We start from the raw sequence: 14,806 nt of genomic DNA, 5'->3' as shown, positions 1-14,806 counted from the left end.
CGCGCTTGATTGATCCAGATCAAACGACTCGCCTTTGGTCGGGGCAGACTTCCATGCGACTGCTTCCACACCGTGCCCGGCACTCCGGACACGCCGTATTGCACCGAACTTTAAACGCATAGGGGAAGAACATGGCCGTCGACAGCACATCCCTTCGTGAATCATTCGGCCGAACTGGCCGCATCATGCTGGCGTTCGCTCTTTGTGTGCTTGTGGTGCTGATTTTCTTTTCGACGCGCGTCCGTGCCGTGCCTGCTTTTGCCAGGCAGACGCATCAGGCCTGTGTAGCCTGTCACGTGGGCGGCTTCGGACCGCAGCTGACCCCGTTCGGGCGCCAGTTCAAGTTGCTCGGCTACACTCTGAAAGTGGGCAATGACGCCAAAGTGCCCCTGTCGTTGATGCTGATCGAGTCGTTCACACATACGCAAAAGGCCCAGGTTGCGCCACCTGCGAGCGGCTTTGGCACGAATGACAACACCGAGCTGCAGCAGGTATCGCTCTTTTTCGCAGGCCCTCTCACAGATCACCTCGGTGCGCTTGCGCAGGCAACCTATTCGCAGAACGGCGGGCTGCTCGGATGGGACAACTCCGACCTGCGTTATGCGCGCACGCTGACCGCGGGTGGCCATACCACCATCTGGGGCGTGTCGCTCAACAACAATCCGAGCCTTACGGATGTGTTCAACACCGCGCCTGCCTGGCAATTTCCTTATACGGCGCCGGATCTGGCGCCCGGTGCACCTGCGGCGCCGATCTTGATGGGCGGCCTTGCGCAGCAAGTGGTGGGTATAAACGGCTACGCGCAGATCGATAGTGCGCTGTATGTCGAAGCGGGCGCCTATCGCTCGCTGTCGCCGTCCTTCCTGCGCATCGTCAATGGCGACTTCAATGGACGTCTGGCCGGCATTACGCCTTATGCGCGCGTCGCCTACACCTGGAACCTCCCCAACGGAAATCTCGAACTGGGTGGCTTTGCCTTGGACGCGCGGCGAGGCTTGCCTGGCACCAATGCCGCCGGCGACGCCATAGCGACCCCCGGTCCGACAGACAGGTTTCGGGACTTTGGCATTGATGCCAACTATCAGTTCTTGAACGGCGGCCATCACCTCTTCACGGTCAATGCGCTCTACCTTGGCGAGCACCAGCGACTGGATGCCACCTATGCGGCGGGAGGATCGTCCAATCTGGACAATACCTTGCGTGCCCTCAACATCAACGGCAGCTACTGGTACAAGAACACCTGGGGTGCAACGCTCGGTGCGTTCAGCAACGACGGCAGCCGTGACGTCACGCTGTACGGCAACAACGGCAGCCCCGATACCAACGGCGGTGTCTTCGAATTGAACTGGAACCCGTACGGCCAGGCCAGCTCCTGGGCCGAGCCCTTCGTCAATGTCCGCTTCGGCCTCCAGTACACCTTCTACACGCGCTTCAGTGGGCTTGTTCACAACGTGGACGGCGCAGGTCGAACAGCGGCCGACAACAATACGCTCTACCTCTATACCTGGTTGGCGTTCTGAGTGATTGACCGCCGTTTAGCACAGTTCAATGAGCGACGACGAGCTGGAAACGCTTCATCGTGAAGCAGACGCCGCGATGCTGTCCAAGCCGAAGCGGCACGCTTTCCGATTGGTCGACATCGAGGGCAGGGAGCTGCCAGCCAACCGGACTATTCACATCCAGCGAGGAGAGATGACGTGAGAGACATCCTGGCCTACGCCGATGATTTCGAATCCTGGTCACCTGGCCTGGAGTACGCGGCACGTCTCGCCGCCACCTTCGACAGGCGACCTGGGTGATGATGTGCGCTTCCGCGCCAAAACCGTAGGGACCGATACATTTCGCCCACCCTGTCTTCAGCAGGCAACGCCAGCCGATCAGACCGGCGCACAACAACGGGGCGACGGCGACGGGATCGGTATCGTTGGGCAGCGGCATGCAGTAATCCGTGCGTGCGACGATATGGCCGGCGAATCCGCCTGCGCCAGGCGCATCACGCATTACTCCCGAGAAACCGCCAATGCATGAGCCGTGTGCGCGGCAATCATGGCCTCTTCGTCCGTGGCGATGATGAAGACGCGCACGCGGCTGCGTGAGGTGCTGATCAGGGTATCGTGCCGGGCATTGGCCGCTGGATCACATTCGATACCGAGCCAGGCCAGTCGTTCGCAGACCGCCGCACGGACACTGGCCGCATGCTCGCCGATGCCGGCGGAAAAAATCAGCGCGTCCAGTCCACCCAGGGCCGATGTCAGCGCTCCGAGTTCCTTGACGAGGCGATACACGAACAGCTCGATCGCCTCCCTGGCACGCGGGTCCTCGCTGACCTGCAGGATGCGCATGTCGCTGCTGATGCCGGAAACACCCAGCAGGCCACTCTCGTGATAAAGCATGTACTCGACGTCGACGGCACGCAGGTCATGCACCTGCTGCAGATAGAGCAGCGCTCCCGGATCGATGCTGCCGCAGCGCGTTCCCATCACCAGCCCATCGAGCGCAGTGAAACCCATGGTGGTATCGATGCTGCGGCCGTTGCGCATCGCGCACAGGCTCGCGCCATTGCCCAGATGCGCGGCAACGACACGGCCGCCCGCCAGATCAGGCGACAGTTCGCGCAGCCGTGCGATGAGGTATTCATAGGAAAGGCCGTGGAAGCCGTAACGGCGTACGCCCTCCTCCGTGTAGGTCTGCGGTAGCGCCAGGCGTGTCGCCACCGGCGGCATATCGTGGTGAAAGGCAGTATCGAAGCAGGCAACCTGCAACAGGTCTGGGCGCAGGCTACTGATCGCCTTGACCGCGGCAATGTTGTGCGGCTGATGCAGGGGCGCCAGCGGCACGAGCTTTTCCAGTGCAGCCAGGACGGCATCGTCGATGCGTGTCGGCCGATGGAAGTCGCTTCCTCCATGCACGATGCGATGTCCCACCGCAACGAGGCTCTCCTGCCCGAGATGGGAGGTCACCCAGGTCAGCAACGGCTTGAGCAGGTCTTCGTGACCAAGCTGAATTCCCGCCGCCCAGCGATAGTCCTCCAGCACCGTGCCATCCGGTGCGCGCACGGTGAACCTCGGCGCCGTGCCGATACCTTCGATGACGCCATGTGAAACCAGGCGCTGCCTGCCTGGGACGCATTCGTACAGCGCGAACTTGATGCTCGACGAACCGGCATTGAGGGTCAGGATGGCCTTGGGCATCGCTCAGCCATCCACGGCGGTCACGACACTGTTCCTGGCCGCCTGCGCAAGCAGCACCGCCACGGCACAGGAAGCGATGCGTGCACGCGGCGCATCGGCCCGACTGGTCAGGATGATCGGCACCTGCGCCCCCATCACCACGCCGGCCGCATCGGCACCGGCCAGAAAGGTCAGCTGTTTCGCCAGCATGTTGCCGGATTCCAGGTCCGGCACGACCAGGATGTCGGCCATGCCGGCAACCTCGGAGTTGATGCCCTTCTCGCGTGCGGCCAGCGTGCTGACTGCATTGTCGAAGGCGAGCGGGCCATCGACGACGCCACCGGTGATCTGCCCGCGCTCGGCCATCTTGCAGAGCGCGGCCGCGTCGATCGTGGAGGGCATCGCGGGGTTCACCGTTTCCACCGCCGACAGCACCGCCACCTTGGGCACGGCGACCCCCAGCATATGCGCCAGGTCGATGGCGTTCTGGATGATGTCGCGTTTTTCGTCCAGGGTCGGCGCGATGTTGATGGCGGCATCCGTGACCAGCAGCAGGCGGGTATGACTGGGGACGTCCATCAGATAGACATGGCTCAGGCGACGCCCGGTGCGCAACCCGTTTTCGGCAACGACAGCGTGCATAAACTCGTCGGTATGCAGCGAGCCTTTCATGAGCAGCTTCGCTTCCCCGCTCTTCACCAGAGCAACCCCCTGTGCCGCCGCCGCGTGGCTGTGTGGCGTGTCGACCAGACGGTATGGCGTGATATCGACACCGGCATGTTTCGCCACCGCCATCATCCTGGCGGCGGGACCGACCAGAATGGGTTCGATCAGGCCGGCATTGGCCGCCTCGATGGCGGCGACGATCGCGTTGTCGTCGCAGGGATGAACAACCGCCGTGGGCATGGCCGGGCGCCCCTTTACCTGCGCCAGCAGTTGCCGGAAGCGCCGATGGTCGGCGATCTGTACATCGGGCAAGTCGGCCCGCGAGCAACAAACCTTTTCGGTTGGCGACTGCACCTCGGCGGTACCCAGGATCACGTCCACACCGTACTGGTTGCGCACGCAGCAATGGAACGTGACGCGATGCTGCAACGAGTCCTTGGCGGCGACCGTCACGATCACATCGATGGTATCGCCCACGTTTATCGGCGCCTGGAAATGCAGATCCTGCGAAAGATAGATGGTGCCCGGACCCGGCAACTGCATGCCGAGCACGGCAGATATCAGCGAACCGCCCCACATGCCGTGCGCCACTACATGATGAAACAGGGTATTGCGCGCATAGTCCGGGTCCATCTCCAGCGGATTCATGTCGCCGGACATCGCCGCGAACAGCTCGATATCCCGCTGCGACAGCGTGCGCGTTGTGCGCGCGCTGTCGCCCACCTCGATTTCATCGAAAGTACGGTTCTCGATACAGGCCGGTGTGGCCACAGTGGATGCGGAGTTCATGGAGAGGGCCTTCGGTGCATGTGCTGGCCGCGGCATTGATGCCGATTGGATAGCGACGTTATCCCATGAGGCAGACTTTAGGCCGCCTCCCTTGCCTCGGTTTGAGCGAAATCAACTGAACATGCATTCGATGTCGCCTGCCGTTCCGGCGGTTTGCTGAAAGCCGACACGCGCTGGCGTATGCTCCGGCTGGACCGCCCTCTTCGACTGGGCACCGCCGCAGATCGGAAGTTCAGATGGCTGTCTCGCCCCCTCCAGCGTCACCAACAACGGCGCCGGCACATCTGCTGGTGGTGGATGACGATGGCGAGATCACCCAGATCCTCAGCCGCTACTTCGGCAGCCAGGGCTTTCGCGTCAGCACCGCCGGCGACGGCATCCGCATGCGCCAGGTTCTTGACAACGAACCGGTCGACATCGTGATGATGGACATCGGCCTGCCCGGCGAAGACGGCTTCAGCCTGACCCGCAACCTGCGCGAGCACTGGCATGGTCCGGTGATCATCGTGAGCGGGCGCGGCGAGTCGGTGGATCGGGTCGTGGGGCTGGAACTGGGTGCGGACGACTACGTCACCAAGCCGTTCGATCTGCGCGAGTTGCTGGCCCGCGTGCGCAGTGTCTTGCGTCGCACCGCGCCGCCAGCCAGGGCCGACCGCAAAGCGGATGCCCCCCGATGCCTGTCGTTCGACGGTTGCGTGCTCGATCCCCAGGCGCACACCTTGTCCGGGCCGCAAGGCGAGCCGATTCCGCTGACCAGCGGCGAATTCGCCTTGCTGCGGGTGTTCGTCGAACACGCCAATCAGGTGCTTACGCGCGACCAGCTGATGACGCATATCCATGGCCGCGATGCGGGGCCGTTCGATCGCTCGATCGACGTGCAGATCGGGCGCCTGCGCCGCAAGATCGAGCCCGATCCCGCTCATCCGCAACGGATCAAGTCGATTCGTGGCACCGGCTATCTGTTCTCGCCCACGGTCCGGCGGATATAGACAGCGACATGTTCAGCACACAAGCCCCCGATGCTCAGCTGTTCCGCGCGTTATTCGAGGCGGCGCCGGATGCAATGATCGTGGTCGATCGGCAGGGTGTCATCGTGCTGACCAATGCGCATGCGGAGCGCCTGTTCGGCTACGCAGCGGGTACGCTCGTCGGCTTGCAGGTGGAGGCGCTGCTGCCGGTTGCTCTGCAGCAGGCCCATATCGCTCATCGCGCCCATTACACGGCCCACCCGCGTGAGCGTGCGATGGGCGCCGGCTACGAATTGACCGGCGTACGCGCCGGTGGCCAATCGTTTCCGGTGGAAATCGGGCTGAGTCCGATCGTCGCTGCGCAGGGAACGCTGTATGCGGCGGCGATCCGCGACATTTCCGAAACGCAGCGTGCACGCCAGGCTCAGGACCGCGCCCGCTTCGATGTTGCCATGGCCCAGATGGGCCGGCGTCTGCTCGAGGCCACATATCACGAAAAAGCCATCGACGAGATTCCCGGTCTGGTGGCAACCACCCTCGACATTCCTGCGACGGCGATCATCCTCAATCACCCATACCATCCCGGCTTGCGGGCCATCGCGTCGACGGGTCTGCCGCAAGCCGTACTGGAAAGCTTGTCGGGCAACTCCGCCTTGCTGGACATAACACGCAACCAGACGCTGGAGGTCGATGAGCAGCCACCGATGCAAGGCAGCAGCATCGAGAGCCTTCGCGGGATATGCCCGTTCCTGAGCCAGGATTATCAGGACGCCGCCCTCGTGCCATTGCGTGACCGGCATGGACTGATGGGGTTGCTGTTGGCCCTTGCGCACCAGAAGGGCTATTTCGACCGGGATCGACTGAACTTCCTGCAATCGGTGGCCAACATTCTGGCCGGGTCCATTCAGCGCGGACGCAGCGAAGAGCAACTGGCGCATTCGCGGCGCCTGGATGCACTCGGTCAACTGACCGGCGGCATAGCGCACGATTTCAACAACCTGCTGACGGTGATTTCCGGCAATCTGCAGTTGCTGGAAATCGATGCGCCGGACGATCCGTCGACACGGGAAACCCTCGCCAGCGCGTCGCGTGCGGTTGAACGTGGCGCGGCACTTACCCGCAAGCTGCTTACCTTCTCACGCCGCCAGCATTTGCTGCCGCGTGCCGTGCGCACCGTGCAGCTGCTGGCCGATCTGAGCGGGATGCTGGGTCGGACGCTGGGCGAACGCATCACCGTGACGGCCGAGTGCAACAACGACGTACCTGCCGTATACGCCGACGAGGGAGAGCTGGAAGCGGCCTTGATCAATCTGGCGCTCAATGCGCGCGATGCGATGCCGCGCGGCGGTCGTCTTGCGATCGCGGCACGCTCCTTCACCGTCGCCAGGTCCGAGGAAGACATCCGGCTTGCGGCCGGCTCGTATGTGGTCTTCAGCGTATCGGATAACGGTGAAGGTATCGCGCCGAAAATTCTGGAGCACGTGCTGGAACCCTTTTTCACTACGAAGGAAGTCGGCAAGGGCAGTGGCCTCGGTCTCAGCATGGTGTATGGCTTCGTGAAACAATCCGGCGGCCATTTCCATATCGAAAGTCAGGAGGGCCATGGCACCCGTGTCGAGCTTTTCCTGCCGGCCGCAGCGTCAAGGCCTACGGAAGAGCCGACGCCCGCCCCTTCGCGCCATGGTCGCGAAACCGTGCTGGTCGTGGAAGACGAACCCGAGGTGAGGCGTGTTGCCATCACTTTCCTGCGCACGCTTGGTTATATCCCCTGCGAGGCCGGCGATGCCGTTGCAGCGCTGGAGCAGTTGGCGAAACAGCCGGAAATCGATCTGCTCTTTACGGATATCGTGCTTGGCGGCGAAATGACTGGTTTCGAACTGGCAGCGAAAGCACGCGAGCGGCATCCGCATCTTCCTGTGCTCTTCACCTCCGGCTACGAATACGCCTCGATGGATATCGATATCCGTACCTTTGGTGCCTTCGAATTGCTGCGCAAGCCTTATCGGCGCGAGCAACTCGGCACCGCCATCCGCCGCGTGCTCGATCGTGACGGCGACGCGTGACGTCGCTCAGTTCAACGCGGTGCTTACTCCCGCCATCGAACGCAGCCCGTTGGCATCCAGCACGCGTACTTCGCGACGCTGCACGGCGATGTAGCTCAAATCGTGGAGGTGCGACAGTGCCCGGCTTACGGTCTCATGCTTGAGTGCCAGGAAGCTGGCCATGTCGATGCGGCTCATGCGCAGGATAAAGTGTTTCGCGCTGTAGCCCAGTCGCGCATAGCGTGCGGCGACGTCAAGCAGGAAGGCCGCCACGCGACGCTCCGCGGCGAGCGTGCCCAGCATCAGCATCCATGAACGATCGTTGCGGATTTCCGCGGCCAATGCCGCGGTAAGGTGCGATTGCAGCTCCGGCGCGCTGAGGCAGGCACGCATCACCGCCGGGTACGGCAGTTCCCAGGCTTCGCTGCTTTCCAGAGCGATCACATCGCTCCCATAGGTTTTCTGGCCAATGGATTCCATGCCGATCAGGTCGCCACGCATGCGAAAGCCAGTGACCTGTTCGCGTCCGTCTTCCGCCAATTCGCAGATCTTGTAGGAACCAGCGTGCACCAGGTAAATCGCATGGAAAGGCTGGCCGGCGTGATAAACACCCTGTCCGGGGGCATGCTTGCAGCGCCGCACCAGAGCGTGTTCGCGGATCGCTTCGATATCCATGCCAAGGTCGATAGCGGAGGTCGCCGGGATCATGGCAGCCTGAGGATTATTTGCCTGCGTGGTGCGTATGCCAGTCGCCAGCGCTGTCATGTCAGGTGCTCTCGAGATGCAGTCACGATTGACTGCGGTGATGACTCTAGGCCCTGACCGCAACGGCAATAGTTCGACTCGGCAACGGTTTGTAACGATTTGCAACGCGGACCCGTCTCGGCAGACGCTTGATGCATATCAAGCCGCCCTTGCCGGGCCGACCCGGGACCGATGGCGTATTCCAGCCTGGTGACCACCATGCGCGCCGCCGACATCGGGACTTCCGCCGTCATCCAGTTGAACGAGTCGTCCACCATCCACGAATACCGGCATGCTTCCCGGCGGTCTCGTGACCGACCGTGACCTGAGCATCCGTTTCCGGCGAAGGACGCGGGTAAAGAAAAGGTCCTGCGCGACATTCAATCGCTGCGATTGGCGACCTGCCGTGCGGACGCGAAGTTCGATGAACTCGTCGACACGATGCTGGGCCGCCACGGCCGGCGCGTACCGATCGTGGATGAAAAAGTCCAGTTGATCGGCATCGTGTGCATGGACGATGTGATCGCCGCGCTGGTCGAACTGATGCAACGCGCCTCCCAGGCACTCACCGGGGAGCGGACTTTCGACCGAGCTGCCGTTCACCATGTGGCATGCATGCAGATGACGCGATGTCGACCATATGCATCACCAGACTCAGTGGGCCAACAGCACCGGCAACGGGGCGTGCTTGAGCACATGTCGGGTCGTACCGCCAAGTATCAGCTCGCCTATTCGCGAGTGACCCCACGCGCCCATCACCAGCAGATCTGCATGCATGGCGAATGCCTGAACAAGCAGCGCTTCACCGGCATTGGCTATTGCCGGGAACTGCTGCACCGAGTGCAAGGTAATGCCCTGCCGCGTGAGCCAGTCGCGCACCGGCAAGGGCGGTGGAGTGATGCCGGGCAATTCGTCGCCGGCACCATCGACAAGGCACACGCTTTTGGCCCTGCGCAGAAACGGCACGGCAGCGCGTAACGCACGCATGGACTCCTGCGTGCTGTTCCACGCCACAAGAATCCTCTCCTGCCGGAAGCTCCCATCCCATTCCCGCGGAACCAGCAACATCGGAGAAGCCGCCGTGAGCAATACCCGCGTCACATGGTCCATGCCGGAAGGATAGCCGGCTTCATGATCCGGCAGCCGGCTTACCGTGATGTCCGCCATGCACGAACGCCGTGCCAATACCGGCACGTAGACGCCGCGAATCACTTCCCAGGCACCATTGACGCCGTGTTCGCAACATTGCTTCGCCCACCAGGTATCGCATTGCCTGGCTTCATGCTCCTGCGTCGCCAGTACGGTCATGACATCGGGCATGGCCATGGTCGCCGGGAATACCTCGACGATATTCAACCCCGTCGCGTAGGCGTCATGGCGGCTCGCCAGCGCCAGGCCCGTTTGCACCACGGGATTGTCATCGCGCATTTCGTCGATATTGATGAGGACTTCGAACATGACGCTGCTCCGTGGCTAGATTCGATGCTTCAACATTCGTCCAAATGCGGGCCTCTCCCCTTGATCTGGGTCAACCGCCATCAACACCACTCTGGCTCGCCGTCCGCTCGGGCTCGCCGTCCGCAATGGTGCGATCTCCGCTTCACTTGATTACCGTCAAGTGCTCGCAGGCATTTACCCGCTAAAAGGCATGTGCAAAGCCCACAACCAAGCGAGGTCGTCATCATGTCTTCCATCCAGAAACAACCCGAGGGCGCTCTTGAAGGCGATCACTGGATCGAGTCCCTGCGCGACGGAACACGAGTGCTGGTGCGCCCGTTGCAGCCGCAGGATCGCGCCATGGAGGAGGAATTCATCCGCCGGCTTTCGCCCGAGGCGCGGCGCTTTCGCTTCCTGGGCAATTTCAAGGAGCCCGACAAGGCCCTGCTCGACCGTTTGATGCATGTGGACTACGTCCACGACATGGCTTTCGTGGCGATGGCGCACGACAACGGTCATCTGCGCGAAGTCGGCATCAGCCGCTATTCGACCACGGGCGACGGCGGGCAATGCGAATGCGCCGTCACGGTGGCCGACGACTGGAGGCATCGCGGCCTGGCGGTTCTTCTCATGCACCACCTTATCCACGTCGCGCGCCAGCAGAAACTGACCCGGATGTTTTCCATCGATGACGTCAACAACGAGCCGATGCGCGAGCTGGCCAACTATCTCGGCTTCAAGCGCGAATCGCATCCGGACGATCCGCGCTCGGTGGTGTATTCGCTGGCCTTGTGAAAGCCCATGCACTCGCCTGCAGGAGATATCGCCATGCTCGCCGATGAATCTCGCGAAACGTCCGACGCCAGGTCGAACTTGGCAAAGCCGGCGACAACGCAATTCCGCGACATCCTCGCCCTCGCCACGTCCACCGGTCCGTGGAGTGCTGCGGTATGGGCGGCCACCGACCTCGCGGCGCGGTGGCATGCCAATGTCACCGCTTGCTACGTACCCGGCAGCCTGCGCGAACAACGAGTTCATCAATCGGATCCCACGGTGATGAGTTTGCTGACGGATACGGAACATGAGCACCCGGACGAGTCTTCCGCGTTTCATGCCTTCGCCACCGGGCGCGGTGCGCATCGCGCTTCATGGGTGGTGACGCATGAGGGGATTGCACCTACGCTGCGCAAGCTCGGCGCGTGGCATGACCTGGCTGTCATCGAGCGTGACATGGTCGACGAGACCGGCGTGTTCGATATTCTCGGTGAAGCGATGTTGAGCAGCCGCATCCCCTGCCTCGTGTTGCCACCGCACTGGGGCCATTCCGTCGTTTTCGATCGCATCGTGATCGGCTGGAACGGCAGTTTCGAAGCCACCCGAGCCCTCCAAAGCGCTCTTCCGCTGATGCAGAACGCGAAGCAGGTGGTTCTGATCAATGGTGCAGCGCATGCGCCCCAAGACGGCCAGGTCAGCGTGAGGGAGCCCGATCCCATCCTCTACCTGAGGCATCACGGTATTGCCGCAAAACCACATTATCTCGATGTTCCCGCCGGCGAAGCCGGCAAGGGCCTCCTGAAAAAGGCGCGCGACGTGGGTGCGGACCTGCTGGTGATGGGCGCTTACGGGCATTCGCGTATCCGCGAACGCGTACTTGGCGGTGCGACGCGCCATGTCATGGCGAACGCCGATATCCCTGTCTTCATGCACCATTGATCGAAGGAGATCGTCATCATGCCTGAATCGATGAAAGCTGCCGTGGTGCGCGCTTTCGGTGCGCCGCTGACGATAGAAGATGTGCCGGTGCCCGCACCCGGGCCGGGCGAAGTCCTGGTGCAGATTCACGCCTGTGGCGTATGCCACACCGACCTGCACGCGGCAGAAGGCGATTGGCCAGTCAAGCCGTCCGTGCCGTTCATTCCCGGCCACGAAGGTGCGGGAACCGTGGTGGCCCTGGGTGCCGGCGTCACGCGTCTCAAGGAAGGCGACCGGGTCGGCATCGCCTGGCTGCACGATGCCTGCGGGTGCTGCGAACACTGTGTCGGCGGATGGGAAACCCTGTGCGAATCGCAGCACAACAGCGGCTACGGCGTGAACGGTGCCTTCGCCGAATATGCGATCGGCTCGGCAGCCTACGTGGTGCACCTGCCCGATGCGATCGACGCGGTATCGATCGCGCCGATTCTCTGCGCCGGCGTCACGACCTACAAAGGCATCAAGGAAACCGGCGCACGCCCCGGCGAATGGATTGCCATCTCGGGCATTGGCGGCCTTGGCCATGTCGCCGTGCAATACGCCAAGGCGATGGGACTGTACGTGGCGGCGATCGACGTGGGTGCCGAAAAGCTCGCACTGGCCAAGACGCTGGGGGCCGATATCGCCGTCGATGCGAAATCGGACGACGCCGTGGCCCAGGTCATCAAGGCCACCGGCGGTGGAGCGCACGGCGTGCTGGTTACCGCGGTATCGCTGCCGGCCTTTGACCAGGCGCTCAAGATGGTGCGCCGGCGCGGTACCGTCAGCCTGGTCGGCCTGCCGCCGGGTGATTTCCGGACACCGGTGTTCGATGTCGTGCTCAAGCGCATCACCGTGCGTGGATCGATCGTCGGCACACGCAATGACCTGGCCGAAGCGATCGCTTTCGCCGCCGCAGGCAAGGTGCAGGCGCATGTCCACCGCGCCCGACTGGACGACATCAACCGCGTTTTCAGTGATCTGAAAGCGGGGCGAGTGGACGGAAGGGTGGTGCTGGACTTCGGTTGATTGGAGAAAGAGCCACCAGGCGCCGGTCGTTCGCCTGATTCGATGATGCGGGCCACGGAAGGATGCCCTGGACGCCGGCAAGCGATCAGTGCTGCAGAAGCAGCGGTATCTTCGCGTTCTCCAGCATACACCTGAACACGCCGCCCGCCACCCGTTCACGAAGACGCGAATGGCTGAATGCGCCAAGCACAAACAAATCGGCACGAAGCCGCTGCGCCTCCCATATCAAGGCACCCCCGACGATCTCCACCTCACGATCAAATCGGCGCCGACGGGCCTCTACACCGTGTTGCGCGAGAAACCGATAGGGATCGAATCTGGGCATGTCAGGATTGTCATCGCCGTCCTCGTCGGCCCCGTCCAGGATCCAGACCTCTTTGGCGCCCGGCAAGAATGGCATCGCCGCGTGAATGGCGCGAGTAGCCTGAGGGCTGCCGTTCCAGCCGATGACGATACGTTCGAAGGGCGGCAGGTCCGCGCATCGCTTGGACAGCAGGACACAGGGCAATCGGCAGGCCCACAAGAGGTGCGTCAGGAAGGTCAGCAACTCGCGCACTTCCATCATGTCGCTTTCAACCACTGCCAAATCGTGCCAGGCGGCAAGTTGCGAGATGGCGCCTTCAACATCGACCTGCAGAGCCGCCCAGTTCGTCCCGGCGACGCCGTTCTGGTTGGCAAAGACCATGAAGTCGGTCGCGCTCGACATGTCGAAAAGAACATCGTCACGAACCAGCGCGGGGATCGTCGACTCGACATCCGACACCCCGAAGCCGCGCAGGATGGGGTCCACGAAGCAGCCTGTCAGCACGGACCCATGGCACGAAGCCAAGGAAGCGCCCATCACCGCGGCGGGGCTCCACGGGGTACTTGATGTCAAAAACGCCACGATATTCGGGATCGACATCGCGTTGTGCGTTTGCGATTTTTCGTCATCATGGGCAAGGGGCACCTCGGGCAGCTCAGCCATGGCGTTTCTCCATTCATGCTGGATTTTTCGGGGATATTCCGCAGTACGTGGCTCGATCGAGCGTCTACAGGCTACACGGATCGAGGGAGTGCCGATTGATCTCAATCAACCGTCCGCAACGCCAAAGCAGCGCCCTGGAGAACAGTCGTTTCGGGCCATCAACAGACGCCCCCGACGACTGACGCCAGGAGCCTCGCTCTTTGGCAATCCATCCGATATCAGTGGCAGACCAGCACCGGGATATCGGCGCAACTCAGCACCTTGCTGGTCTCTCCGCCGAGCACCAGACGATCCAGCCCGGTGCGGCCATGCGTGCCCATCACGATCAGATCGCAACCGTATTGTCGTGCCGCACCGACGATGGCGGTATAGGGGCGATGGTCGAAAGTGCAATCACCATCGAACGGTACATCCGCCTCGCTCGCCAGCGCATGGATCGCCTCGAGCCGCTGTTTCGCACGATGAATCGCTTCATCGCGGTAGTCGTCTGCAGCATGTCGAATCAGATCCGAAAAACAGGCGACGGCCGCCAGCGGTGCCGATACGTGATACCCATGGACGCGCGCACCGACCTGTTTGGCCAGTGCGATACCCAAGCGCGCAGCTCGCAATGATTGATCCGAGCCGTCGGTGGGCAGAAGGATATTCTGGAACATCATTTACACCGAGGTTGGAGAAACGTTGGGCTACTTGCGCGCGTCGTTGACCAGGCGGGCCACCAGCGCCACCACGCCGAAGCCACAGACCCAGGCTGCGATGCGCCGGACGGGTTCGTAGTCCCATACGACGCTGGCCAAGGCACCGACCACGGTGCCGGCCACCTCAATCAGCAGAAGACTGATCGACAGCGTTGAAAGCGCTCGTCTGGCGGCATGGCCTTTCATCGCACACCTCGCATGGATCTCCTCGTCATGGCATGCCAACAGCAACCTGGCGCCGCAATCAGCGCGCCTTGAGGAGCATTGGTCGGAACAAATGTCGGGCGCCATACCGGCGACTCCGTCAGGACACCAGGCAGAGCGCGACCAATGGCGCCAGGTTGAACAAGAGGATTCCTATCTTGTAGACGGCAAGGCCGGTGTAATGGATTGCGTCGAATGTCTCGATCGAAAACTTGAACCAGCGGCCATGCATTCTGTACATCCAGTCATGAGCGAGGACAAAGGCGCCGAACCAGATGAATAGAACCGCATAGTTGAAGCCCGCACACCAGAGAAGAAGGTCCTTGATCTCGTTCGTCGTCACGGCATGTCTCCTCGCTTC

General features: G+C 62.3%; 16 protein-coding genes. 6 read left to right on the top strand and 10 right to left on the bottom strand.

The window, feature by feature from the left end; genetic code table 11:
* Window positions 1–131: 131 nt before the first annotated feature.
* The gene (locus tag B0E47_RS10055; protein WP_077514108.1) at window positions 132–1,520 is read left to right on the top strand and encodes a cytochrome C; all 1,389 of its coding nucleotides are present in this window, start codon (window positions 132–134) and stop codon (window positions 1,518–1,520) included.
* A gap of 25 nt (window positions 1,521–1,545) precedes the next feature.
* Here B0E47_RS10055 and B0E47_RS17140 read toward each other — a convergent pair whose 3' ends face one another.
* The 3 genes from B0E47_RS17140 to B0E47_RS10045 form a co-directional block, all read right to left on the bottom strand.
* A complete protein-coding gene (locus B0E47_RS17140) occupies window positions 1,546–1,938 on the bottom strand; it encodes a hypothetical protein (RefSeq protein ID WP_217318916.1) in 393 nt (130 codons plus the stop codon).
* Between the two features lie 62 nt (window positions 1,939–2,000).
* The gene (locus B0E47_RS10050; RefSeq protein WP_077514107.1) at window positions 2,001–3,191 is read right to left on the bottom strand and encodes an acetate/propionate family kinase; all 1,191 of its coding nucleotides are present in this window, start codon (window positions 3,189–3,191) and stop codon (window positions 2,001–2,003) included.
* Window positions 3,192–3,194: 3 nt separating this feature from the next.
* A complete protein-coding gene (locus B0E47_RS10045) occupies window positions 3,195–4,625 on the bottom strand; it encodes a bifunctional enoyl-CoA hydratase/phosphate acetyltransferase (protein WP_077514106.1) in 1,431 nt (476 codons plus the stop codon).
* A 236-nt stretch (window positions 4,626–4,861) separates the two neighbouring features.
* On the opposite strand from B0E47_RS10045, the gene B0E47_RS10040 reads away from it, so the two are divergent.
* Together B0E47_RS10040 and B0E47_RS10035 are read left to right on the top strand one after the other, a co-directional pair.
* A complete protein-coding gene (locus B0E47_RS10040; protein ID WP_077514105.1) occupies window positions 4,862–5,614 on the top strand; it encodes a response regulator transcription factor in 753 nt (250 codons plus the stop codon).
* A gap of 8 nt (window positions 5,615–5,622) precedes the next feature.
* Window positions 5,623–7,656 (top strand): PAS domain S-box protein, encoded by a 2,034-nt coding sequence (locus B0E47_RS10035; RefSeq protein ID WP_077514104.1) that lies wholly within the window; start codon window positions 5,623–5,625, stop codon window positions 7,654–7,656.
* 6 nt (window positions 7,657–7,662) lie between these two features.
* Here the strand turns inward: B0E47_RS10035 and B0E47_RS10030 are convergent, their stop codons facing one another.
* Genes B0E47_RS10030 through B0E47_RS10020 form a run of 3 tightly spaced genes read right to left on the bottom strand, consistent with a single transcriptional unit; the run spans window position 7,663 to window position 9,837 of the window.
* Complete coding sequence (locus B0E47_RS10030) at window positions 7,663–8,505, bottom strand: cyclic nucleotide-binding domain-containing protein (RefSeq protein ID WP_217318915.1); 843 nt, start codon at window positions 8,503–8,505, stop codon at window positions 7,663–7,665.
* A gap of 33 nt (window positions 8,506–8,538) precedes the next feature.
* The gene (locus tag B0E47_RS17245; protein WP_254422886.1) at window positions 8,539–8,985 is read right to left on the bottom strand and encodes a hypothetical protein; all 447 of its coding nucleotides are present in this window, start codon (window positions 8,983–8,985) and stop codon (window positions 8,539–8,541) included.
* 48 nt (window positions 8,986–9,033) lie between these two features.
* The gene (locus B0E47_RS10020; protein ID WP_077514102.1) at window positions 9,034–9,837 is read right to left on the bottom strand and encodes a universal stress protein; all 804 of its coding nucleotides are present in this window, start codon (window positions 9,835–9,837) and stop codon (window positions 9,034–9,036) included.
* A gap of 225 nt (window positions 9,838–10,062) precedes the next feature.
* On the opposite strand from B0E47_RS10020, the gene B0E47_RS10015 reads away from it, so the two are divergent.
* From B0E47_RS10015 to adhP, 3 genes are read left to right on the top strand one after another with little or no spacing between them, the layout of a single operon-like run.
* Entirely contained in the window at window positions 10,063–10,611 is a 549-nt protein-coding gene (locus B0E47_RS10015; RefSeq protein WP_077514101.1) for a GNAT family N-acetyltransferase, read from the top strand.
* Between the two features lie 33 nt (window positions 10,612–10,644).
* On the top strand, window positions 10,645–11,529 hold the full coding sequence (locus B0E47_RS10010; RefSeq protein ID WP_077514100.1) for a universal stress protein: 885 nt from the start codon (window positions 10,645–10,647) through the stop codon (window positions 11,527–11,529).
* An 18-nt stretch (window positions 11,530–11,547) separates the two neighbouring features.
* Window positions 11,548–12,576, top strand: coding sequence for an alcohol dehydrogenase AdhP (gene adhP, locus B0E47_RS10005; RefSeq protein WP_077514099.1), 1,029 nt, complete (start codon window positions 11,548–11,550; stop codon window positions 12,574–12,576).
* Between the two features lie 85 nt (window positions 12,577–12,661).
* Here the strand turns inward: adhP and B0E47_RS10000 are convergent, their stop codons facing one another.
* From B0E47_RS10000 to B0E47_RS09985, 4 genes are all read right to left on the bottom strand, one after another.
* Window positions 12,662–13,543, bottom strand: a complete 882-nt coding sequence (locus B0E47_RS10000) for a universal stress protein (RefSeq protein WP_077514098.1) — start codon at window positions 13,541–13,543, stop codon at window positions 12,662–12,664.
* Between the two features lie 218 nt (window positions 13,544–13,761).
* A complete protein-coding gene (locus tag B0E47_RS09995) occupies window positions 13,762–14,199 on the bottom strand; it encodes a universal stress protein (RefSeq protein WP_077514250.1) in 438 nt (145 codons plus the stop codon).
* 30 nt (window positions 14,200–14,229) lie between these two features.
* On the bottom strand, window positions 14,230–14,427 hold the full coding sequence (locus B0E47_RS09990) for a hypothetical protein (protein ID WP_077514097.1): 198 nt from the start codon (window positions 14,425–14,427) through the stop codon (window positions 14,230–14,232).
* 118 nt (window positions 14,428–14,545) lie between these two features.
* Window positions 14,546–14,788: a DUF6868 family protein gene (locus B0E47_RS09985; RefSeq protein WP_077514096.1), complete on the bottom strand. Its 243-nt coding sequence runs from the start codon at window positions 14,786–14,788 to the stop codon at window positions 14,546–14,548.
* Window positions 14,789–14,806 lie beyond the last annotated feature (18 nt).

Source organism: Rhodanobacter sp. B05 (assembly GCF_002001085.1).
GTDB lineage: Bacteria > Pseudomonadota > Gammaproteobacteria > Xanthomonadales > Rhodanobacteraceae > Rhodanobacter.
This window is presented reverse-complemented; position numbering and strand designations above follow the sequence as displayed.